Here is a 20,118-nt window from a genome sequence, read left to right as displayed (position 1 = left end):
TAGTTCTGCTGGGGTGTGGGGGGGGGGGGGGGGTGGGTGGGGGGGGGGGGGGGGGGGGCCGCCGCCCCCCCCCCCCCCACGACCGTACGCGACGGCCGCGTGTCACCACGGCACGTCAGGACCGCACCTCAGGGGTAGTTGACGAGATTGGCCACGTTCGTGGACGAGTTCGAGGGTCCTCCCCTGTCGTTGATCACATGCCGGATGGTGCCCGTGCCGCCCAGCGACACCGTCACCATGTTCCGGAAGCGGACATTGGCGTTGTTGGGCACTTCGAACGCGTGCTCCGCGGTCACGCCGTTGTTGACGTTGAAGAAGCAGTAGCTGCCGAGTCCGTACGCCTGATGGCTGGTCACCGAGTCGGCCACCTTGTAGGCGGCGTATCCCTGCGTCGCGCCGTTCATCCAGGCCGCCTGGTTGGGCGGGTCGTACGGCATCTCGTTCTGGTAGAAGTACGTCTTGCCGCCGTTGCCGTTCCAGATCGTCTGATGTTTCTGGTAGTGCTCGACGAACAGGCCGTACATCGTGACGTCGGCGCCGTTCACGATCAGCCCGGTGTCCGCCGTGTTGGTGTTCCAGCCGACCCCGCTGCCGTGATCCGCGCGCCAGATCCACATGTGGTCGCCGATCACATTGCGGCTGTTGACCACCAGACTGGTGGTCGCCTTCCCGACGCCCGCCCCACCGATGCGGAAGAACACGTCGTGCAGCGAGGTGGGGTTGGCCGCGTGGCTCGTGTTCGCCCCGTCGGCTCCCACCTCCATCAGCCGCCGGGAGTTGACCGGGCCCGCGTCGATGAGCAGGCCCGCCACCTTCACCCCGTCCACATCGGCGACCGACACCGCGGTGATTCCGTTGTCGGGAATGAGGGTGGCGAGGCCGAGCCCGAGGACGACGGTGTCGGGACGGGTGACCTTCAGCGTCTGGTCGAGGTGGTAAACGCCGGGGGTGACCAGCAGGTTCTTCCCGGCCGCCAGCGCGGCGTTCATGTCCGCCGCCGTGGCACCGGGCTTGGCGATGTAGAACTGGTCCAGCGGGAGCGACGTACCCGCCGGAGCGCCGCCCGACCAGGTCGTGCCCTGGGAGTTGTTCCGCAGCGCGGGTACGAACACCTTGTAGGCGCCCGCGCTGTCGACGTACAGGAACGGCTTCTCCCGTACCTGCGGGGTCTGGTCGACCGTGGTGTAGGGCGGGTTGGGGAAGCTGTTCGCGGGCGCGTTGCGCGCGCCGACGAACACCATGTTCCAGTTGGACCCGTTCCAGCTCGACCATTCGGTGTTGCGGGACAGCCACTGCTGCTGGCTGCCGGACCTGACCTGACCGTCGATCTTGGTGTCGGCCATGAATCCGCCGCTGGCCCAGCCGCCGTCGTCCAGCGCGAGATCGCCGCGGACGTGCATCCTGCGGTACGGGGCCGCCTGCGAGACCGCCCAGCGGTCGGTGCCGTTCGTGGGAGTCACGGACAGGTTCTCGGCGCTGCGCCAGAAGTTCTGGGTGGCGTTCTGCGGTGGGAACCAGTCGGCCTCGACATGCACGGAGCCGCGGATGTCGACGTCGTCCGGGGAGAGGCCGAGACCGGCGACCTGAGTGTAGAAACCGACATTCACATGGGCGCTGTACGTGCCCGGCTTGAACAGGAACGCCGCCCGTTCGGTGCCGAACTGGTTGGTCTCCTGCCGGCGGAAGGTGGCATCCACCCGGCTCTGGATCGAGGCCGCCGACATCGACGGATCGAAGACGACGACGTTGGGCCCGAGGTCCGGTGTGCCGGGGGGCGCCGGCGGATCGGCGGCCTCCACCCGGAAGGACTGGGCGGCGGATCCGTTGCAGGTGTACTGCTGGAGCTGGACGCTGTCCTCGGCCGAGGCGCTCGGGACGTCGAGGCACTTGCCGCTGTTGCGGTTGACGAAGTGGTACGCGCCGTCCGCCTCCGCCACCGGCAGCCACTGCTGGTTGTTGCCGCCTCCGTAGGTCCACAGCTGGATCGCCGCGTTGTCGGCGGCCGAGACGTCGGTCACGTCCCACACCTGGCTGTCGGCGTTGCGGTTGCCCGCTCGGACATGGCCACCGCCGGTATCCGTGAGGCTCCAGTTCTGGGCGAGGGAGGCGTTGCAGGTGTACTGCTGCACCGCGGTGCCGTTGCCGCTCGCGGCGGCGCGTGCGTCGACGCACTTGCCGCTGCTCTTGTTGGTGACGGTGACCCAGCCGGTGGGCAGGGCCGCCTTGGCCCCGGTCCCGGCCGCCGCCGGCTGCTGGGGCAGGGCGACCAGCGATGTCACCAGGGCGACCACGGTCAGCAGGAGTGTGAGCGGGAACCGGGCCATTGCCGGTGCCGGTGCCGGGAATCCGTACCGCCCGCGACGGAGTTCTCGGGCGTCGTACGACTGTGTTCTCATGGCGTCTCCTCGCCCGGTCAGCCGGTGTACTGGGCGAAGACGCGGGTGTAGTCCCACGCCTGCTGGCCCACTCCGGAGCAGGTGTCGGCTCCGCCGCCGGTGCAGGGCCGGTCGCGGTTGACCGACCAGAAGGTCAGACGGGCCAGGTGGTGTTCCTGCGCGTAGGCGAGGATGGTACGGAAGTCGGCCACGGTCACCGTCTCGTTGACGTCGGTGATGCCGTTCATCGACGAGATGCCCATGCGGCGGTACGTCTGGTCGTCGCTGTATCCGTACGCGTTCTTGACCGCGGTCCTCAGGCCTTCCGCGGCGCGGATGGTGAGGGTGCCCATGTTCTGTCCGGCGCCGCCGAAGTCGAAGGGCATGATGGTCCAGCTGTCGACGGTGAGGCCCGCGGCGGCCGCGCGGTTGATCAGGCCGGTGTCGGGACCGCTCTGGCCGGTGCCGAAGGTGACGTACACCTTGATGCCGGGGTTGGCCGCCTTGATGGCCTTCAGAGCGTCCACGGTGCGCTGCTGGACGGTGGGGCTGTTGTACGCCTCGGCCTCGATGTCGATGTCGATCGCCTTGAGGCCGTACGCGTTGATGACCTTCTGGTACGCGGCGGCCAGCTCACCCGCGCTGGAGCAGGAACTCTCCAGCTTGTTGCCGCTCCAGCCGCCGAAGGACGGGATGACATCGCCGCCCGCGCCGCGCACGGTGTTGATCGTCTGCTGATCGACACCGCCGGTCAGCGGCCGGCTGCCGTCCCACCGGGGGTCGCAGTAGCCGTTGCTGAGCACGAAGGCCAGGGTGAACCACTTCACGCCGGTCGCGTTCATGACGGTGGTCGGACTGGGCGGACTGCCCCAGCCGTTGTAGAGGTACGGTGCGACCGCCATGGGTCCGGCGGGCTCGGGGTCGCCACCGCCGCCGCCCGAGGGGGCGGTCCACTTCTGGTTGGCCGCACCGGTGCAGGTCCAGATCTGCAGGCGGGTGCCGTTGGCGGAGCTGCTGCCGGTGGCGTCCAGGCACTTGTCCGCCTGGGTGTTCACGATGTCGCGGGCCGTGGAGACCGTCCAGCGCTGGTTGGCGCCACCGGTGCAGTCCCACAGCTGGAGCTGCGCGCCGTTGGCCGTGCTGTTGTCCTTGACGTCGAGACACTTGCCGAGCGCGCGGATCGATCCGTCGGAGGAGACGTCCCACCGCTGTGCCGTCGAGCCGTTGCAGCCGTACAACTGTACCGGTGTCCCGTTGGCGGAGCTCGCGGAGGCCACGTCCACGCACGCGCCGTTCAGACCCGTGATCGAGCCGACAGCGGCGACGGCCGCGGTGGCGGGAGCGGGCGCGGCGACGACCGAGGCGCCGAGCACGAGGGGCAGTGCGGCCGTCAGGGCGAGGGACCTCAGATGCCCGCGGGAGCGGAGCCGAATCCCGGATCCGAGCCGCTTCCACGGGCCGGGCCGCGTGCCGGGGCCGACCCGGGGTGCGGGGCCGAGCCGGTTCCTGGATCGTAAGTGCTGCCAGGGTCTGGGGAGTTGCCAGGGTCTGCGCGCGGGGGTCATGCGCGGTTCACCGTCCTTCGTCTGGTCGGCGGCTCCGGCGCGGGTCGGTACCCGTGACCGGGCTCCGTCGGCGGGGTGTTGACGGTCGCCGTGGACGCCGACCGTCGGATCGGGCCGGGTGAGAGCGGCCCTCCGAACGCCGGACGGCACGTGTGTGGACGAGGGCGGAGCCGACGGGCCGCCCTGCCCGCACACGTGCCGTCCGGGCCCGTGAGGGAGCTGTTCGATCAGTCGGTCGCCACCGACACGCTCCGTTGCCGGGAGGGTCAGTTCGTGCTGACCCGCACGTAGTCCACGACGAGCTGCTGCGGGAACGTGGTGCTGCCGTTGGGGTCGCCGGGCCAGTAGCCGCCGACCGCGAGGTTCAGGATGAGGAAGAAGGGCTTGTTGAACACCCAGCTGCGGCCGCCGAGATCGGCCGGGGTGCGCCGCTGGTAGACGTTGCCGTCGACCGACCACGTGATGGCGTTGGGCGACCAGTCGATCGCGAAGGTGTGGAAGCCGTCGGCGAACTTCTGGCCGCCGGGCAGGGTGTAGCCGGCGCCGATGCCGCCCGAGCCCGAGTAGCCGGGGCCGTGCAGTGTGCCGTGGACCGTGCTGGGCTCGAAGCCGACGTTCTCCATGATGTCGATCTCACCGCTGTTGGGCCAGCCGACGTTGCCGATGTCGTTTCCGAGCATCCAGAACGCGGGCCACATGCCCTGGCCGCGCGGGACCTTGATCCGGGCCTCGACACGTCCGTACGTCGAGGTGAACTTGCCGGAGGTGTTCAGCCGGGCCGAGGTGTACTCGCACCTGCCGTACCAGCACTGGTAGTTGGCGGGGTTCTCCTTGCGCGCGGTGATGACCAGGTTGCCCTGGCCGTCGAGGGCCGCGTTCTTGTTGCCGGAGGTGTAGAACTGCCGCTCGTGGTTGTTGACGTTGTCGCCGGTCTCGATCTGCCACTTGCCGCCGTCGACGCCCGACCCGGCGGCACCGTTGAACTCGTCGGCGAACGTCACCGCCGCGGGGGCGGCCGCGGCGGCTGTGTGGGGATCGGGGGCCGCGGACGCTCCGGCGGGCACCGCGGCGATCGCGCCGGAGGTGCACAGCAGAGCGAGCGTGTACAACGCCATTCGGCGACGCAGAGAAATTCGCACAGGTCATCACATCACTTCACGTGGGGGGCATGCGCATGACATTCCACGCCGTGGGGCAGACCCTTGGGGAAGGTGCCACCTCAAGCGCTTCTTTCAATACTTGATTTAAGGGAGAGCATGAGGGGGCGTCAAGAACTTAGTCTGGACCAAAGTTGACCAAATATGCGGCCGCCACCCATCCATACGGACGCAGACCTGTCACATTCGGGCACCACGCGGCCACCCTTGCCGCTAACTTGACCTGCACATGACTGACACGAGGTGTTCACACAGGGACACAGTCTCTGTGGAAGGCTCCCGCTGAACCGTTACTTCACGACCACTCAACGCACCGTCCCCCACCCAGTGACCGTGCGCCACGGTGGTCCCGCCGGAGAGGACACCCCCCATGTCCCGTCGTCAACGTCCCGCAGGACGAACGCTGTTGGTTCTCTGCGCTGCCACCGCGGTGTTCGCCACCACTGCGGCCGCCGCACCCGCCGCCACACCGGCCGCGACGACGACGGTGAACGCCGCCACCGCCGCGAACACCGCCACCACCACGGCCACGGACATGGCCGCACTGGACGACACGTACTACACGGGCGCGCTCGGCAAGACCGGCACCCAGCTCAAGTCGGCCCTGCACACGATCATCAAGAACCAGACGAAGCTCTCCTACGCGCAGGTCTGGGAAGCGCTCAAGGACACGGACGAGGATCCGTCGAACTCCTCGAACGTGATCCTCCTCTACACCGGCCGGTCGCAGTCCAAGTCGACCAACGGCGGCAACTCCGGCGACTGGAACCGCGAGCACGTCTGGGCCAAGTCCCACGGCGACTTCGGCACCTCGACCGGCCCCGGCACCGACATCCACCACCTGCGCCCGGAGGACGTCGGCGTCAACTCCACACGCGGCAACAAGGACTTCGACAACGGCGGCAGCGCGGTCTCCGGAGCCCCGGGCAACTACACCGACTCCGACTCCTTCGAGCCGCGCGACGCGGTCAAGGGCGATGTCGCCCGGATGATCCTGTACATGGCCGTACGGTACGAGGGCGACGACTCCTTCGCGGACCTCGAGCCCAACGAGAAGGTCAACAACGGCTCCGCCCCCGCGATCGGGAAACTGACCGTACTGAAGCAGTGGAACGACGAGGACCCGCCGGACTCGTTCGAGCGGAACCGCAACGAGGTCATATACGACCAGTACCAGCACAACCGCAACCCGTTCATCGACCACCCCGAGTGGGTCGAGTCGATCTGGTGAGTGCGGCCCTGCACCCCCGCACCTGACCTCGACCCCCGGCGGATCGCACCGAGCGCACTCCCGGCACCCCGGCGGATACGCCGGCCAAGCCCCCAAGGACACGTTTTCCTTGGGGGCTTCGGCCTGCCCCGGGCCGGAGACAGGACCCCCTGGCCCTCAACTCCTGGACACATGCCTATACTTCATGGACACCTGACTATTTACAGTGACTCCAGAGGATCTTGATCATGCAGATGGCGGCGAATGTCCTGGTCGGCCTGGTGGCCGCGTTCCACGTGTATGTGATGGTGCTGGAGATGTTCCTGTGGGAGCGGAAGCCCGGCCGCGATCTCTCCGGGTTCGACGCGGACATGGCCCGCGCGACCGCTTCGCTCGCCGCCAACCAGGGGCTCTACAACGGATTCCTGGCCGCCGGACTGATCTGGGGGCTGATCGTCTCCGACCCGACCGGGTTCCGCGTACAGATCTTCTTCCTCATCTGCGTGGTCGTCGCCGGGGTGTACGGAGCGGCCACCGCGAACACGCGCATCCTTTTCGCCCAGGCACTGCCGGGCGCGATCGCCCTGGCCGCCGTCGTGGTGGCGGGATGAGCGACGCGCCGGCGGGCGCACCCGCGAGCGGCCAGGCCAGCGGCCCCCCGGCGGCCGGCGGCCCTGCGTCCACCGGTGCCGCGGCGAGCGATCCCCGTACGGCCAGGACCCGGGCCAGACTCCGACAGGCGCTCCTCGAAGCCTGCATGGAGCGCCCGCTGGAGGAGGTCGGCGTCGCCTCGCTGGTACGCCGCGCCGGGATGGGCCGGGCCACGTTCTATCTGCACTACCCGGACCTCCAGGCGCTGGCCGTCGACGCCTGCGCGGAGGTGGTAAGGAACGCGGTGGACGCGCTGCACGCCTGGCGGGGCACCCCGGACCCGCGCGTACCACCGCCCGCGCTCATCTCGTTCTTCACCCAACTCACCCCCCATGCCGCGCTCTACCGGACGCTGCTGCGCCCCGGAGGCAGCGGGCCACTGGGCGAACTGCTCCACCGTGAGCTACGGGAACGCAGCCGCGCCGAGCGCACGTTGGCCGGGGCGCCCTCCCCCGACCTGTTCGCCTCCGCCGTGGCCGCCTCCTTCTCCGGGATGCTGGCCGACTGGCTGCACGGCCTGATCGAGGACACCCCGGAGGGCATCGCGACCCGGATCTGGCGGCTGCTGGTGGGACTCCACCGCGTGCCCGTCGACTGAGGGTTGTCCGGCCGGTCTTCGCCGGGCCCGGAACGCCCGGCACTCACTGGCACCCACTGGCGCGCCGGGATTCGCAGAGCCTGCGGCATATGCCAGAAGCACCACCGGATCGAGTGTTGCCAAACGCCTTACGGGCCGCGAGTGCCTGTGCAACAGTCGTAACGGTCCATCACCCAGACAAGACAGTGCCGCGCCCGTATCGGAGTCCGAGATGCCGTCCCCTCTGTTCGCGGACCGTCCCGCCCCACAGCCTCCCGAGCGGGGGACGATGGAGGCGCTCATCACGCAGACCCGTCGGCTGCGTGGCGAGGTGGACGCCGTACGCAGGGACACCACGGTCGACGACGGTGACACGCTGTGGCGCTGGCAGCGGGCACTGTGCGACCTGGCGGTGCACCAACTGGACAATTTGGGTGCCCATTTGGATCAGCTCAAGGCCGGGCGACCGGACGGCCCCGGCCCCGACAGTCCCCCGCGGGGACCGCAGGTGGCTCCCCCCACCTGCGGCCGGGAGGAATTCCCGCCCGAGTCCGGATCGCCACTCGGCCGGATCGGCAGCGCGGAGTGGGATCTCCTGACCGACGAGGTGAGCTGGTCCGAGGAGTTGTACGAGATCTTCGGGCGGGCGCCGGCGAGCGGGCCGCTGACACTGGACGAACTGCCATCCCTGGTGTTCCCCGACGATCAGGCTCTGCTGACCACGATCGTGACGGACTGCCTGATCGACGGAAAGCCCATCGACGGCGAGTTCCGCATCGTCCGAGCCGACGGCCGGGTCCGTACGGTGCACATGATGGGCGAGCCGGTCCTCGACACCGCGGGCTGCACGGCCTCCATGTGGGCCGTCCTGCGCGATATCAGTGAACTGCGCCGCAGCGAGCGGATGGTGCGAGAGTCCTGGGACTCGCTCCGGCGTGAGGAACACATCGCACGGACGGAGAACCGACTGGTGGCCGAGGTCCAGGAGGCCGTACTGCCCTCCTGGCGCGGCTCGTTGCAGCTCTCGCGGAGCGGTCCCGCCGCACTGGATCTGGCCGCGCGCCATGTGCGGTCCGCGTCGAGCTCCCCGACCGGCGGGGACTGGTACGACGCGCTCGAACTCCCCGACGGCGACACCCTGTTGACCGTCGGCGGGCTGACCGGCCAGGGCGTGGCCGCCGCGTCCTCCATGGCGATGCTGCTGGGCGCGCTACGGGGAATGGCGGTGGCGGGCATCGAGCCGGGCGCCCTGCTGGGCCATCTCAACCAGTTGCTCGACACGTCGGAACGGCCCGTGCTCGGCAGTGTGCTCTGCTCCCGCTACGACCCGGCGACCCGTACCTTCGCCTGGGCGCAGGCGGGCCACCCCGCCCCGCTGCTGTTCCGCGGCGGGACGGGGCGCGCGCTGACACCGGCGGACGGCGTACTGCTCGGCGCGACCTCGGGAGCCGCGTACGAGCAGGCCGACATCCAACTGCGGCCCGGAGACCTGCTGGTGCTGCACACCGACGGGCTGACGCGCGGCGGGTGCGCGGCGGAGCGGGAACGGCTCCTGGCGCTGGCGCCCCAAATGACCGGGACACGTACCGCACAGGAGTGTGCCGCGGCGATCGTCGAGGAGTTCAGCGAGGCCGAACGCGCGGACGACGCCTGTGTGATGGTGGCCAGGGTCGGCGGCTGACCGTGTTGTCGGTGTGCGAAGCCGATGTGTGAAAGCCGTTGTGTGAACGGCGGACCTTGGGTGAGAACCGCTCCCGGATCTCTCCGGGCTGTCTCCTGGAGGTCTTCTGAGAGAGGGTCTCCTAGATGTCGGTGCTCCCCGCCCTCTTGCCCGGCGCCCTCGGCAGGGACAGCTCGATCTCCTCACGCAGATCGTCGATCAGTTCGTTCCCCGCGTACTGGCCGGTGAGCCGGTACATCTCCCGCAGCCGGTCCCAGGTGCGGTGCGAGGAGGTCTCCCCCATCGACACCAGCGCGAGCCGGGCGTAACGGTCGGCCTGTTCCGGATCGTTCGCGATGAAGCACGCGGAAGCCAGGGAGATGTAGTCGAAGATCTTGGACCGCTGCCGGCCCTCGCCTCTCAACTCCAGCGCCCGTTTGGCGTGTCGCCGCGCGACGTCCGCCGCGGCGGGCTCGTGATCGGCGAGCGTACGGAAGGCGAGGGCCTCCATGCCGTGCAGATCGGCCTCGTCGAACATCTGCATCCAGCAGGGCGGCGGAACGTCGCCCTTGTCCGAGGCGAAGAGGTCCTCCGCCTCCCCCAGCGTGCGGCGCATGGCCTGGCCCCGGCCCATGGACGCCTCGGCCCAGGCCTCGATGGTGCGCAGCATGGCCCGGGTCCGGGGCAGGTTCTCCTCCCCGGAGCCCGACGTGGCCAGCTTCATCAGGTCGAGTGCCTCGTCGGGCCGGCCCAGATGGATCATCTGACGTGCGGCTCTGGAGAGGGCCTCGCCCGCGCGGGGGCGGTCGCCGCCCTCACGGGCCGCGTGGGTGGCGATGACGAAGTACTTCTGGGCGGTGGGTTCGAGGCCGATGTCGTGGGACATCCAGCCGGCGAGTACGGCGAGGTTGGCGGCGACGCCCCACAGGCGCCGCTGGAGATGGTCGGGGTGGCGGTAGGCGAGCATGCCGCCCACCTCGTTGAGCTGGCCCACCACGGCCTTGCGCTGGAGTCCGCCGCCGCGCGCGGCGTCCCAGGCGCGGAACACCCCCACGGAGTGCTCCAGTGCCTCGATCTCCTGCGACCCGATGGGGGCGGCCTCGTAACGGTCGAACCCGGCGGGTTCGGCCTGCAGGGGATTGTCGGGCCGGGGGGCGTCGGACGAGAGTACGGGGTCGGAGTGCAGCCAGTCGTGCATGGCGCCGGTGAGTGCTGAGCCCGCGGTGAGCGCGGCGCCCGCGCCCACCAAGCCGCGTCGGTTGAGCATGAGGTCCATTCCCGTGAATTCGGTGAGGACCGCTGCCGTCCGGTCGGGAGCCCACGGGAGAGCGTCGGGGTTGTCGGCGTTTCCGGCGTCCCGTCGTCCACCCGCGCGCCCGTTGCGTACGAACCCGAGGTCCTCGATGGTCACGACACGACCGAGCCGCTCGGTGAACAGGGCTACCAGCACTCTCGGCACGGGATCACGCGGGGTCTCCCCCATGTCGATCCAACGCCTCACCCGCGAGGTGTCGGTGGCCAGCTGGGGGTGGCCCATGGCCGCCGCCTGCCGGTTCACCAACCGTGCGAGTTCGCCCTTGGACCAGCCGGCCAGGCCGAACAGATCCGACAGACGGGTGTTGGGTTCTCCGCTCACGTCAAGCCCCCAGGTTCTCGGCTGACTTGACAGTAGCTCCCGGTGAGAGGGGTGGCGACAATTCGCCAGGGTTCGCCAGGGTCCGCCAGATGGTGTGCCACCCGCGCGGCGGTGTCGAGTAGGAACGCGCCACCCCGGCCCGGCAGCCGGACGTACTCCCCAGGGTGCTGGGTTGCTGCCGGGGCGGGAGGCGCACGTAACTCGTCGGCACACGAAGGGATCTGTATCGCCCATGTACACAGACACAGCATCGTCCTCCGTGTCCGCCCCGCCCCGGTCGCCGCGTACGGTCGCGGCCGGCAGCGGACCGTATCTCGACCCCACCCACGCAGGTCGGACTCGGCGCTGGACGGGGGCGGCCACCCAACCGCTCAGCGGGAGAATCGACTTGTCGGGCCCCCAGGGCGCGCAGCTGAGGATGGCCATCGCGTCGGTGCACCGGATCTGTCCCGAGTTCAATCCGGTCCAGGTGCTGCGCCGCAGCGGGCGTTCCGTCCTGCTCGTCGGCGCCACCGGGCGTACCACGGCGGTCGCCAAGTGTCTGCTGGACCACTCTCCGGTGTGGATGGAACGGTTCCGGCACGAAATAGCTGCGTACCGCTCGTTCGTCCGGCACCGCCCGCCCGTACGGGTGCCCCGGCTGATCGCGGCGGATCCGGAGAACTGCACTCTGGTGATCGAACGGATGCCGGGCCGCGCGGCGGCGCTGACCCGCCATCCGGTGGAGGCGCCTCCCCGCGCCGATGTACGGGCCGCGGTCGGCGCGATCGCCCGGCTCAACTCCTGGCGGCCACCGGCCGGGATGTTCGGCGCGCCGCTCGACTACGCGCCGAGGATCGCCCGCTATCACGAGATCGGTCTGTTCACGGACCGTGATCTGGGCGATCTGCAGAAGCTGTTGCACGGGCTGGCGGGCGGACGGCCGGGCCTGGGGCAGTTCTGTCACGGCGACGCCCTGCTCTCCAACATCCTGCTGTCGCCGGCGGGCCCGGTGCTGGTCGACTGGGAGCACGCGGGCTGGTATCTGCCCGGGTACGACCTGGCGACCCTGTGGGCGGTGCTGGGGAACGCCCCGGCGGCGCGGAAGCAGATCAGCCAGCTCGCCCAGGCCGCGGGCCCCGCGGCGCGGGACGCCTTCCTGGTCAATCTGATGCTCGTACTGACCCGGGAGATCCGGATGTACGAGACGGCGGTGCAGCGGGCGATGCGCGAGGCGCCGGCTCCCGGACCGGGGGCGGCCTCGGCGCAGCCTGCGTCCGCGCAGAGCCGGACCGGTCTGTCGGCGGGCGAGGAGCAGCGGCTGCTGCTGCGGCGCCTGCACGACGACTGCGCGATGGCGCGGCGCGCGGTGCGGGCCGCGGTCGGCACCCGCTGACGCCCGGTCATGCCGATGAGGTGCTCCGTCGGCCCCGCCGGGGGAAGGTCCGCGCTGCGCGCCCTGTGCCGACACACAGGGCGGGCAGCGCGTTCACCCAGGCCTCGTGGCGTGCGTTTCAGCGATCCGTGTACGTTCATTGGTTCACTCCACTGACGCGCCGCAGGCCGGGGCGCCACCGCTGCGAAACTCCGTGACACGCCGCGTTGACGTGCGAAATCTCCTCTGTGGCAAATGATTGACGGATCCTCCGGAAGCCGATACCTCTGTTACCGAGCCGGCCCGGCAGGTCCTTCGCGCACCACCCGTCACTGGAGGCCGCATTGCAAGGTTCCGTCCCTCCCCCGCCGAGAACCGCCCGTGGACGCGCGCTGCGCGCGGGAGGCGTCGTGGCGTCCGCCGCCCTGCTGCTCCCGCTGGTCTCGGCGGGCCCGTCGGCCACCGCCGAACAGCCCGGATCCGGCGCCCTCCAGCGCGAATTCGCCGACGCCGCCGAGCGCTACGACGTTCCGCCGAGCGTGCTCCTCGGGGTCTCGTATCTCCAGTCCCGCTGGGACACGCACAGCGGGGCTCCGAGCGTCTCCGGCGGCTACGGTCCGATGCATCTGACCGATGCGAGGACCGCGCTGGCCGAGGCACCGCATCACTCGGACGGTACGGAGGACGCGCGGGGCGACACGTCCCGCCCCGCGAAGACGGGTGCCGCGACCCGTGCCGCGCTCCCCGAGGCCTCAGAACTGCCCGCGCGGCTGCGCACTCTGGACCGTGCCGCCGCGCTGACCGGACTGCCCGCCGGGGAGTTGCGGGAGAGCCCCGCCGCCAATGTCCGGGGCGGGGCGGCCCTGCTGGCCGCGGCACAGCGGGAGGCGGGCCGGCCGCTGAGCGCCGATCCGGCCGACTGGTACGGAGCGGTCGCGCTGTTCTCCGGCGCCGACGACTCCGCGACCGCCGCGACCTACGCCGATGATGTGTACGCCGTGATCCGGGACGGCGTACGACGCACCACGGACAGTGGCCAGCGGGTGGCGCTGCCCGCGCGGCCCCGGATCGCGCCGGACGCCTCCCAGGCTTCGCGGCTCGGTCTGCGCACGGCGGGCACGGCGCGGACGGAGTGCCCGCGCACGGTCGCCTGCGAGTGGATCCCGGCGCCGTACGAGGAGTTCGGCGAGGGCGACTACGGCAACCACGACAAGGCCGGCCGGCCGGCGTCCCAGTCGGTCGACTACGTCGTCATCCATGACACCGAGGGCTCCTGGGACACCACGATCAAGCTGGTCAAGGACCCGACGTATGTGTCGTGGAACTACACGCTGCGCTCGTCCGACGGGCATGTCGCCCAGCATGTGGCGGACAAGGACGTCGCCTGGCACGCCGGGAACTGGTACATCAACTCCAAGTCGGTGGGCCTGGAGCACGAAGGTTTCCTCACCGCCCCGGACTCCTGGTACACGGAGGCGATGTACCGCACGTCCGCGCGCCTGGTGAGGTATCTGGCGGACCGCTACGACATCCCGGTGGACCGGCAGCACATCCTGGGCCATGACACCGTGCCGGGCACCACCACCGCCACGATCCCCGGGATGCACACCGACCCGGGCCCTTACTGGGACTGGGCGCACTACTTCCAGCTGCTCGGCAAGCCGTTCAGGGCGACGGCGGGCGCGGGCGCGGACGTGGTGACGATCCGGCCCGATTACGCGGCCAACAAGCCGTCGTACACCGGGTGCGAGAAGACCGGACAGGCGTGCGCCCCGCACGGTTCGCACGCCGTGCGGCTGTACACCGCGCCGGACGAGAACGCGCCGCTGGTGAAGGACATCGGACTGCGCCCCGGCGGCGCCCCCTCCACGACCGATGTCAACGACGTGGGGGCCCGTGCCTCGACCGGCCAGCAGTACGCGGTCGCCGGGCGCCGGGGCGAGTGGACGGCGATCTGGTATCTCGGTCAGAAGGCGTGGTTCCACAATCCGCGCGCTCTGCCGACGGCGGTGGGCGCCAGGGCGTCGGTGCTGACGCCGAAGGCCGGGGTCGCCGAGGTGCCGGTGTACGGGCGGGCCTATCCGGAGGCGGCCGCCTACCCGGCGGGTGTGCCGGTGCAGGCGCTCTCCGCGCTGCCCTACAAACTCCTCGCGGGCCAGCGGTATGTGGTGGGCGGCCGGGTGCCGGGCGAGTACCTGTACGCGCCGACCTTCGACACCACCCCCCACCGGGTGGTGCGGGGCGAGGAGAAGTACTACGAGATCCAGTTCGGGCATCGGGTGGCCTTTGTGAAGGCGGCCGATGTCGAGGTACGTCCGGCGGGTCGCTGACCACGGGCGCCGGATCGGGGGACACCGGGCGTCACCGGCCGCGGGGGAGCCGGTGACGCCCGGTGCGGGTCCCGCACCGGGCATCAGCGGGTGTCAGTAGCGCAGGACGGCCGCGATCCGGTCGTGTCCGGCGAGCGCGTCGTCCGGGAGGAAGACCACCTCGGCGCCGCCGTCCAGGGCCGCTTCGACCAGTTCGTCGACGATGTCGTCGCGTACGTCGGGCCAGGCTGCGGTCTCGTCGTCGACGGGGACCAGATGGCCGTCGCAGATCCGCACCGTACGGCGGAAGCGCTCTTCGAGCGCGACCAGATCGGCCCGCTTCTCGCGCACCGATTCCCAGACCTCGTCCAGTCCCGCGGCGAAGGTGCGCCGGCCCCTGGCCTCGTCCAGGCGGGTCAGGACCTCGTTCTTCTCGCGGCGCGCGTGGTCCTCGACGACGGGCTGGATCTCCTTTCGCAGGACGGGGGCGGGTCCGCCCGCGAGGCCGCCCTTCACCAGCCGGCCGGCGGCCGCGTGCGTGGCGGCGTTGCCCGCCTCTCCCAGCAGCGCGAGCGCGGGCGCGAGACCGACCAGATGGAGCGGCCGGGGACGGCGTGAGAGGACCGTGCCCACGGCGCCGTCCACGGACCGCAGGAACCGGCGGGTCTCCTCGTCGCTGAAGGTGCTCGGGGTGTCGCCGATGCGTTCCTCGCGTTCGACGTCCCAGCTCTCCTTGGGCGGTGACATCGGAAAGCCGTCCCCGCGGTGTTCGTGGAGGGACTCGCCGGAGCCGCTCCACAGTGTCGCGCGGTCGGCGGCGACCCCCAGCACCCAGTACGGCCGTGACTGCGCGGTGGCGGCCACCAGATTGCGGGTGAGGTAGGTGTCGCTGAGGACGACCCGCTCGGGCACCTCACGCGGCAGGTACCAGATCCCGTAGTCCTCGGCATCGGCGAGGATCAGCAGCCCGTCGAGCGTGCGGCGGGGGTCGATGTCGGCGACGGCCCGGCCGAGCCGGCTCCTGACCGCGGCCCGCGCGCGCCGGCCGACTCCCGGATCTGCCTCCAGCCGGTGCCCGGCTTCGGCGAGGAGGTTGCGCAGCCGTACCGCGTCCTCCTCGTTGTGGGGGTCCCGCCGGTGCGTGGGCATCGTCAGGGACACAGCCGGATACGGGCGCGGTGTGCGCAATTCCCGCAGGACGTCGGGCGTCAGAGTGTTGCTGTCCATGCTGTCCCTTCGCTCGATGAAGGTCCGGCAGCGGGCGGACGGCCGGCGTGCAGGCCCCCAGGCGTGGGTCCATCTTGCGGGAAACCGCCCGATTCCGCAGTAGGGGCGCCGGAATCAGCGGATCCGGATGGTGGGTCACCCGTCCTCGGCCGTGGAGAACACGTAGGTACGCGGGGCGTCCGCGCGGAAGGTGTGCTCACCTCCGGGAAACAGGGTGCTGCGCAGCGTCAGGTCGCCGGTACGGCTCGCACGCAGCGTGATCCGCCGGGCCCGGCCGTCCGACCAGGCGATGTCGAGCGTGACACCGCCGCGCGCCCGCAGGCCCCTGACCCGTCCCCGCGGCCACGCCGCGGGCAGGGCGGGCAGGATCTCGATCGGGCCGTGCTGGCTCTGCACCAGCATCTCGGCGATCCCGGAGGTGGCGCCGAAGTTGCCGTCGAGCTGGAACGGCGGATGGGTGTCCCAGAGATTGGCCAGGGTGGACCCCTTGAGCTGTTCGCGGAGCATGGTGTGGGCGTGGTCGCCGTCCCGCAGCCGCGCCCAGAAGTTGATCTTCCACGCCTTGCTCCAGCCGGTACCGCCGTCGCCGCGCGCGGTCAGCGAGACCCTGGCCGCCTCGGCCCACGCGCCGCCGGCCTCGATCTGCCGGCCCGGGTGGAGCCCGAAGAGGTGGGAGACATGGCGGTGGTCGTCCGTCCGGCTGTCGAGGTCGGCCTTCCACTCCTGGAGCTGCCCCCACGAGCCGATCCGCAGCCCGGGGTCGAGTGCGGCGAGCGCGTCCTCGAGGCGGGCGAGAAAGGCGGGATCCTCCACCGGATCTCCCGCGGTCCCCAGCGTCCTTGCGGCTTCCAGGGTGTTGGTGAACAGGTCGTGGACGATCTGCTGGGACATCGCCGCGCCCGCCGTGAAGTCACCGTGCTCCGGGGAGTAGCTGGGGGTGACGACGAGCGTCCCGTCGCCGGGGTCGGTCCGGAGGTTGGCGAGCCAGAACTCGGTGGCCTCCCTCATCACCGGATAGGCGGTGGCGCGCAGATAGCGGAGGGAGCCGCCGAAGCGGTAGTGGTCGTAGAGCTGCTGGGTGAGCCAGGCCGCGGCCTCCGGGAACCAGAAGGCGGTCGCCCAGTCGTGGACCCCGGTGAAGCCGTACGGATTGGTCTCGTTGTGCACGACCCAGCCGTCGGAGTCGAAGAGACGCCGCGCGCTGCGGCGGCCGGGGGCGCGCATCGACTCGATGTAGCGGTCGTAGGGGGCGGTGGTCTCGGCGAGGTTGGTGACCTCGGCGGGCCAGTAGTTCATCTGGAGGTTGATGTTGACGTGGTAATCCGCCGACCAGGGTGGATCGACGACGTTGTTCCACACGCCCTGGAGGTTCGCGGGCAGGGATCCGGCTCGCGAGGAGGAGATGAGCAGGTAGCGGCCGTACTGGAAGAAGAGCGCTTCGAGCGCCCGGTCGTCGGGGCTCGTACCGCCGGTGTACCGCGACAGCAACTGGTCGGTGGGCAGGTCCGGCAGGCGCTGGCCGATGTCGAGACGGACGCGGTCGAAGAGCGTGCGGTGGTCGCGCACATGGTCGGCGCGCAGGCTCTCGTAGGAGCGGGCGGCGGCCGCGTCGACGGCGTGGGTGACGGAGTGGTGCGGGTCGTCGCCCCGGTAGCGCGGAAAGGTGTCGGCGTAGTCGGTGCCCGCGGCGAGGACGAACCAGGCGCTGTCGGCGCCACTGACGGTGAGGGTGCCGTCCGGGCCCGCGCTGATGCTTCCGCCGTCCGCGCGTACCCGGATCTGGACCTCGAACCGCAGTCCGTTGTCGTGGAGCGCGCCCCTCACGGTGAGCCGGTCGCTGCTCGCCCTGGCGGTGAAGTCCTGGCGCGGCGAGGTGTAGCGGAGGGTGAGGCCCACCGTGCCCGGCCTGTCGGCCGAAAACCGTCCCGCGATGACCTTGCCCGGGAAGGAGGCGAAGAACTCCCTTGTGTACGTGGCGCCTTGGTGGGTGTACGAGACGGCGGCGACGGCGGAGGCGATGTCGAGGGAGCGCCGGTACGAGCGGTCGGGGGCCGTCGGGGCGCCGGGCACGGCCAGTTCCAGGTCGCCGAGGACCTGGTAGGCCCCGAAACCGTGTTTCGGTTGTCCGAGTTCGGCGACCACGCTCTCCGGAGCGAGTCGGCCCTCGGTGTCGAGACGCTGCCGGACGGCGGCGAGGGCGCCGGGCCGGGGCTCGGTCCAGTCGCCGTGGTCGTATCCGCCCGAAGCTCCGGGGCCGCCGGTCCACAGCGTCTTCTCGTTGAGGGTGAGCCGTTCGGTGGCGAGTGTTCCGTACACGCTCGCGCCGAGCGCGCCGCTCCCTATCGGCAGTGACTCGCGCTCCCAGTCGGCAGCGGGCGTCCGGTACCAGAGCGTTGAATCATCGGAGGTGTCGGCGGCAGCCGCGGCTCCGGACGGGGCCGGAACTCCCAGCGCCAGGGTGCCTGTTGCCCCGAGTGCGGAGGTGATCGTGGTTCTTCGACTGATCCCAGGAGTCATGGCCAGTCACGTTAAAAGTCCGATGACTCAACCGGCAAGAGACATGACGGATTCAGCGGCCGACCCGTGGGGACCGGTCGCTGTCCCGTCGCGTACGACGTCCTCAGCCCTGCTGGAAGAGTTCGGCGGGCAGCGGCTTCAGGAGGGCGTAGAGGTCGTCGGTGATCGGCCGGTCCCAGCTGGCGATGGTGACCAGCACATTGTCGCTGCGGTCGAACTGCACGCAGGAGATACGGCTTTCGGAGAGCTTGAGGCGGCGGACGATCAGCAGGTTGTCGCCCTGCATCACCGGAATGTCCTCACTGTCCACGACCTCGACGGGCTCCTCGTTCTCCAGCGCCAGGAGAAGTTGCGCCACCTCGAAGGGGACCTGTCCGTCCACCAGTTCTCTGGCCGGGGAGCCCTCCGGCAGATTGCCGATGATCATCGCGGGGCCGCGGCCGCCGAACAGGTCGTACCGGAGGAAGACGCCCTGGCAGCTGCCGTCGGGGGCGGGCAGCAGCCCGGCACCCAGATTGCCGGGCCAGTCACCCGGGTCCATGGCCAGGACATCGAAGTCCGGGCCCGCGGGTGTGGCGGCGCTGCGGCGGCGGAGAAAGGACATCCCACCATGGTACGTGTTCGCGCCACTTCCTCGGAGCCGGGTGGAGGGTGTTCCGGGGGAAGGGCGCCACGCCCGGCAAAGTCCCGTCGACGCGGCACGGTTCACGTCGCTCGCGCCCGGCCGCGGAGCGTGCCGGGAGGAGCCGGCGGCCCGCCCTCCGGCCCGTCGGGGTGTGTGGAGGGCAGGCCGGGGGCAGCAGGTCGCGCCACGCGCCGGCCGGTTCCGCGCACCGGCGCGTTCCGTGCACCGGCCGGTTCAGGTGAGGTCGAACTCCCCGTCGCGCGCGTTGATCACGAAGGCCCGCCACTCGGCCGGGCTGAAGATCAGCGACGGGCTTTCCGGCCGGCCGCTGTTGCGCATGGCGATAAAGCCCTCGACGAAGGCGATCTGCACGTCACCCCTGCCCTGGCTGCCCGACTGCCAGTCCGCGTTGCTCAGATCGAGGTCCGGCTTGTCCCAGCCCAATAGCGGATTCTCGGTGGTGGTGGTCTCAGCCATGTCCTGCTCCTCCCGCTGCGTCGTCCCGCGCCAGCCTATCGACCGCCGCCGGTCCCGGACAGGCCGCGACCGAGGGCCTCCGGCTCGCAGACCGAGTTCAGCGAGCGCGCCAGTGCGGTCATATGCACGGTGTCCAGCGACATTTCACCGCCTACCCGGGCGGCCGAGGTCAGCAGCACGACACCGCAGTAGGGCGCGGTACGGTCCCGGGCCGAGCCCGCGATCGCCCGCACGAGCCCGTCGTTGAGACGGTTGATCTCGGCGCGCACCTCGGCGAGGTCCGGGCGCTCGGTCGGCGCCTGGGAGGCGTCCGCGTCCCAACGGCGGTGCAGCGCGCGCTGCACGTCCTTGTTCGCCTCGATCTGGTCCCGGAAGATCCGTACCGTCGCCGCCGGGTCGGCTCCCAGCTCCGTGGCCAGCCGCGCGACGGTGTCCAGGACCTGCTGCTCACGGGCGGGGTCGTCGATCGGGCTGTCCGTACCCCATTTCGCCGCCGCGACAAGGTCGGCGGTGGCCAGGCGCCGCGCGGACAGCTCGGCGACCGGGCTCAGACGCGCGTACGGACCGGTGTGCCCGACGGGCGCGGCGGCAACGGCGGGAGTGACCGGTGCGGCGGCGGCAGGGGACGCGGCGGTGGCGCTCACCGCGCCCGCGCCCATGATCAGGGCGGTCACCGTAGCCGTCGCGGTCGCCGTGATGATCCGTCGGCGCACGGTCGGAGTCGGATGCATGGGTCTCCTCAACGAGTCGGGACACCGAGCGTACGGAGGGCCGGGCG

15 protein-coding genes are annotated in these 20,118 nt (G+C 70.6%); 6 read left to right on the top strand and 9 right to left on the bottom strand.

The genetic code is table 11. The annotated features are described in order from the left end of the window. Positions 1–128: 128 nt before the first annotated feature. The 3 genes from ACIOJD_RS16310 to ACIOJD_RS16300 all read right to left on the bottom strand — a co-directional run bounded on the left by ACIOJD_RS16310 (position 129) and on the right by ACIOJD_RS16300 (position 5,055). Positions 129–2,324 carry an RICIN domain-containing protein gene (locus tag ACIOJD_RS16310; RefSeq protein ID WP_401913922.1) on the bottom strand — a complete coding sequence of 732 codons (2,196 nt, stop codon included), beginning with the start codon at positions 2,322–2,324 and terminating at the stop codon, positions 129–131. Positions 2,325–2,413: 89 nt separating this feature from the next. After that, positions 2,414–3,940: an RICIN domain-containing protein gene (locus ACIOJD_RS16305; RefSeq protein WP_401913508.1), complete on the bottom strand. Its 1,527-nt coding sequence runs from the start codon at positions 3,938–3,940 to the stop codon at positions 2,414–2,416. A gap of 266 nt (positions 3,941–4,206) precedes the next feature. Continuing rightward, positions 4,207–5,055, bottom strand: coding sequence for a family 16 glycosylhydrolase (locus ACIOJD_RS16300; protein WP_401913505.1), 849 nt, complete (start codon positions 5,053–5,055; stop codon positions 4,207–4,209). Between the two features lie 412 nt (positions 5,056–5,467). Here ACIOJD_RS16300 and ACIOJD_RS16295 point away from each other — a divergent pair, with 412 nt between their 5' ends. The 4 genes from ACIOJD_RS16295 to ACIOJD_RS16280 all read left to right on the top strand — a co-directional run bounded on the left by ACIOJD_RS16295 (position 5,468) and on the right by ACIOJD_RS16280 (position 9,216). Then, positions 5,468–6,328 (top strand): endonuclease I family protein, encoded by an 861-nt coding sequence (locus tag ACIOJD_RS16295; protein ID WP_401913504.1) that lies wholly within the window; start codon positions 5,468–5,470, stop codon positions 6,326–6,328. Positions 6,329–6,555: 227 nt separating this feature from the next. Next, the gene (locus ACIOJD_RS16290; RefSeq protein WP_401913501.1) at positions 6,556–6,918 is read left to right on the top strand and encodes a DUF1304 domain-containing protein; all 363 of its coding nucleotides are present in this window, start codon (positions 6,556–6,558) and stop codon (positions 6,916–6,918) included. Then, positions 6,915–7,556 carry a TetR/AcrR family transcriptional regulator gene (locus tag ACIOJD_RS16285; protein ID WP_401913498.1) on the top strand — a complete coding sequence of 214 codons (642 nt, stop codon included), beginning with the start codon at positions 6,915–6,917 and terminating at the stop codon, positions 7,554–7,556. The genes ACIOJD_RS16290 and ACIOJD_RS16285 overlap by 4 nt, the downstream gene beginning before the upstream one ends. Before the next feature lie 211 nt (positions 7,557–7,767). Beyond that, positions 7,768–9,216, top strand: coding sequence for a PP2C family protein-serine/threonine phosphatase (locus ACIOJD_RS16280; protein WP_401913496.1), 1,449 nt, complete (start codon positions 7,768–7,770; stop codon positions 9,214–9,216). 121 nt (positions 9,217–9,337) lie between these two features. Here the strand turns inward: ACIOJD_RS16280 and ACIOJD_RS16275 are convergent, their stop codons facing one another. Then, a complete protein-coding gene (locus tag ACIOJD_RS16275; protein ID WP_401913494.1) occupies positions 9,338–10,831 on the bottom strand; it encodes a hypothetical protein in 1,494 nt (497 codons plus the stop codon). Positions 10,832–11,063: 232 nt separating this feature from the next. Here ACIOJD_RS16275 and ACIOJD_RS16270 point away from each other — a divergent pair, with 232 nt between their 5' ends. Both ACIOJD_RS16270 and ACIOJD_RS16265 read left to right on the top strand, forming a co-directional pair. Beyond that, on the top strand, positions 11,064–12,206 hold the full coding sequence (locus ACIOJD_RS16270) for an aminoglycoside phosphotransferase family protein (protein WP_401913492.1): 1,143 nt from the start codon (positions 11,064–11,066) through the stop codon (positions 12,204–12,206). Positions 12,207–12,529: 323 nt separating this feature from the next. Next, a complete protein-coding gene (locus ACIOJD_RS16265; protein ID WP_401913490.1) occupies positions 12,530–14,515 on the top strand; it encodes an N-acetylmuramoyl-L-alanine amidase in 1,986 nt (661 codons plus the stop codon). 93 nt (positions 14,516–14,608) lie between these two features. On the opposite strand, the gene ACIOJD_RS16260 is transcribed toward ACIOJD_RS16265, so the two are convergent. The 5 genes from ACIOJD_RS16260 to aroQ all read right to left on the bottom strand — a co-directional run bounded on the left by ACIOJD_RS16260 (position 14,609) and on the right by aroQ (position 20,071). Continuing rightward, positions 14,609–15,721: a chemotaxis protein gene (locus ACIOJD_RS16260; protein ID WP_401913488.1), complete on the bottom strand. Its 1,113-nt coding sequence runs from the start codon at positions 15,719–15,721 to the stop codon at positions 14,609–14,611. A gap of 135 nt (positions 15,722–15,856) precedes the next feature. Further along, positions 15,857–18,238 carry a glycosyl hydrolase family 95 catalytic domain-containing protein gene (locus ACIOJD_RS16255; RefSeq protein ID WP_401913486.1) on the bottom strand — a complete coding sequence of 794 codons (2,382 nt, stop codon included), beginning with the start codon at positions 18,236–18,238 and terminating at the stop codon, positions 15,857–15,859. Between the two features lie 103 nt (positions 18,239–18,341). Continuing rightward, the gene (locus ACIOJD_RS16250; RefSeq protein WP_401913483.1) at positions 18,342–18,842 is read right to left on the bottom strand and encodes a hypothetical protein; all 501 of its coding nucleotides are present in this window, start codon (positions 18,840–18,842) and stop codon (positions 18,342–18,344) included. A 255-nt stretch (positions 18,843–19,097) separates the two neighbouring features. Next, positions 19,098–19,340, bottom strand: coding sequence for a DUF397 domain-containing protein (locus ACIOJD_RS16245; RefSeq protein WP_401888941.1), 243 nt, complete (start codon positions 19,338–19,340; stop codon positions 19,098–19,100). A 35-nt stretch (positions 19,341–19,375) separates the two neighbouring features. After that, entirely contained in the window at positions 19,376–20,071 is a 696-nt protein-coding gene (gene aroQ / locus ACIOJD_RS16240) for a gamma subclass chorismate mutase AroQ (protein WP_401913480.1), read from the bottom strand. Positions 20,072–20,118 lie beyond the last annotated feature (47 nt).

The sequence above is a fragment of the Streptomyces sp. NPDC088116 genome (genome assembly GCF_044741745.1).
Lineage (GTDB): Bacteria > Actinomycetota > Actinomycetes > Streptomycetales > Streptomycetaceae > Streptomyces.
Note: the sequence above shows the minus strand (reverse complement) of the source record. Positions and strands in the feature narration are given on the sequence as shown.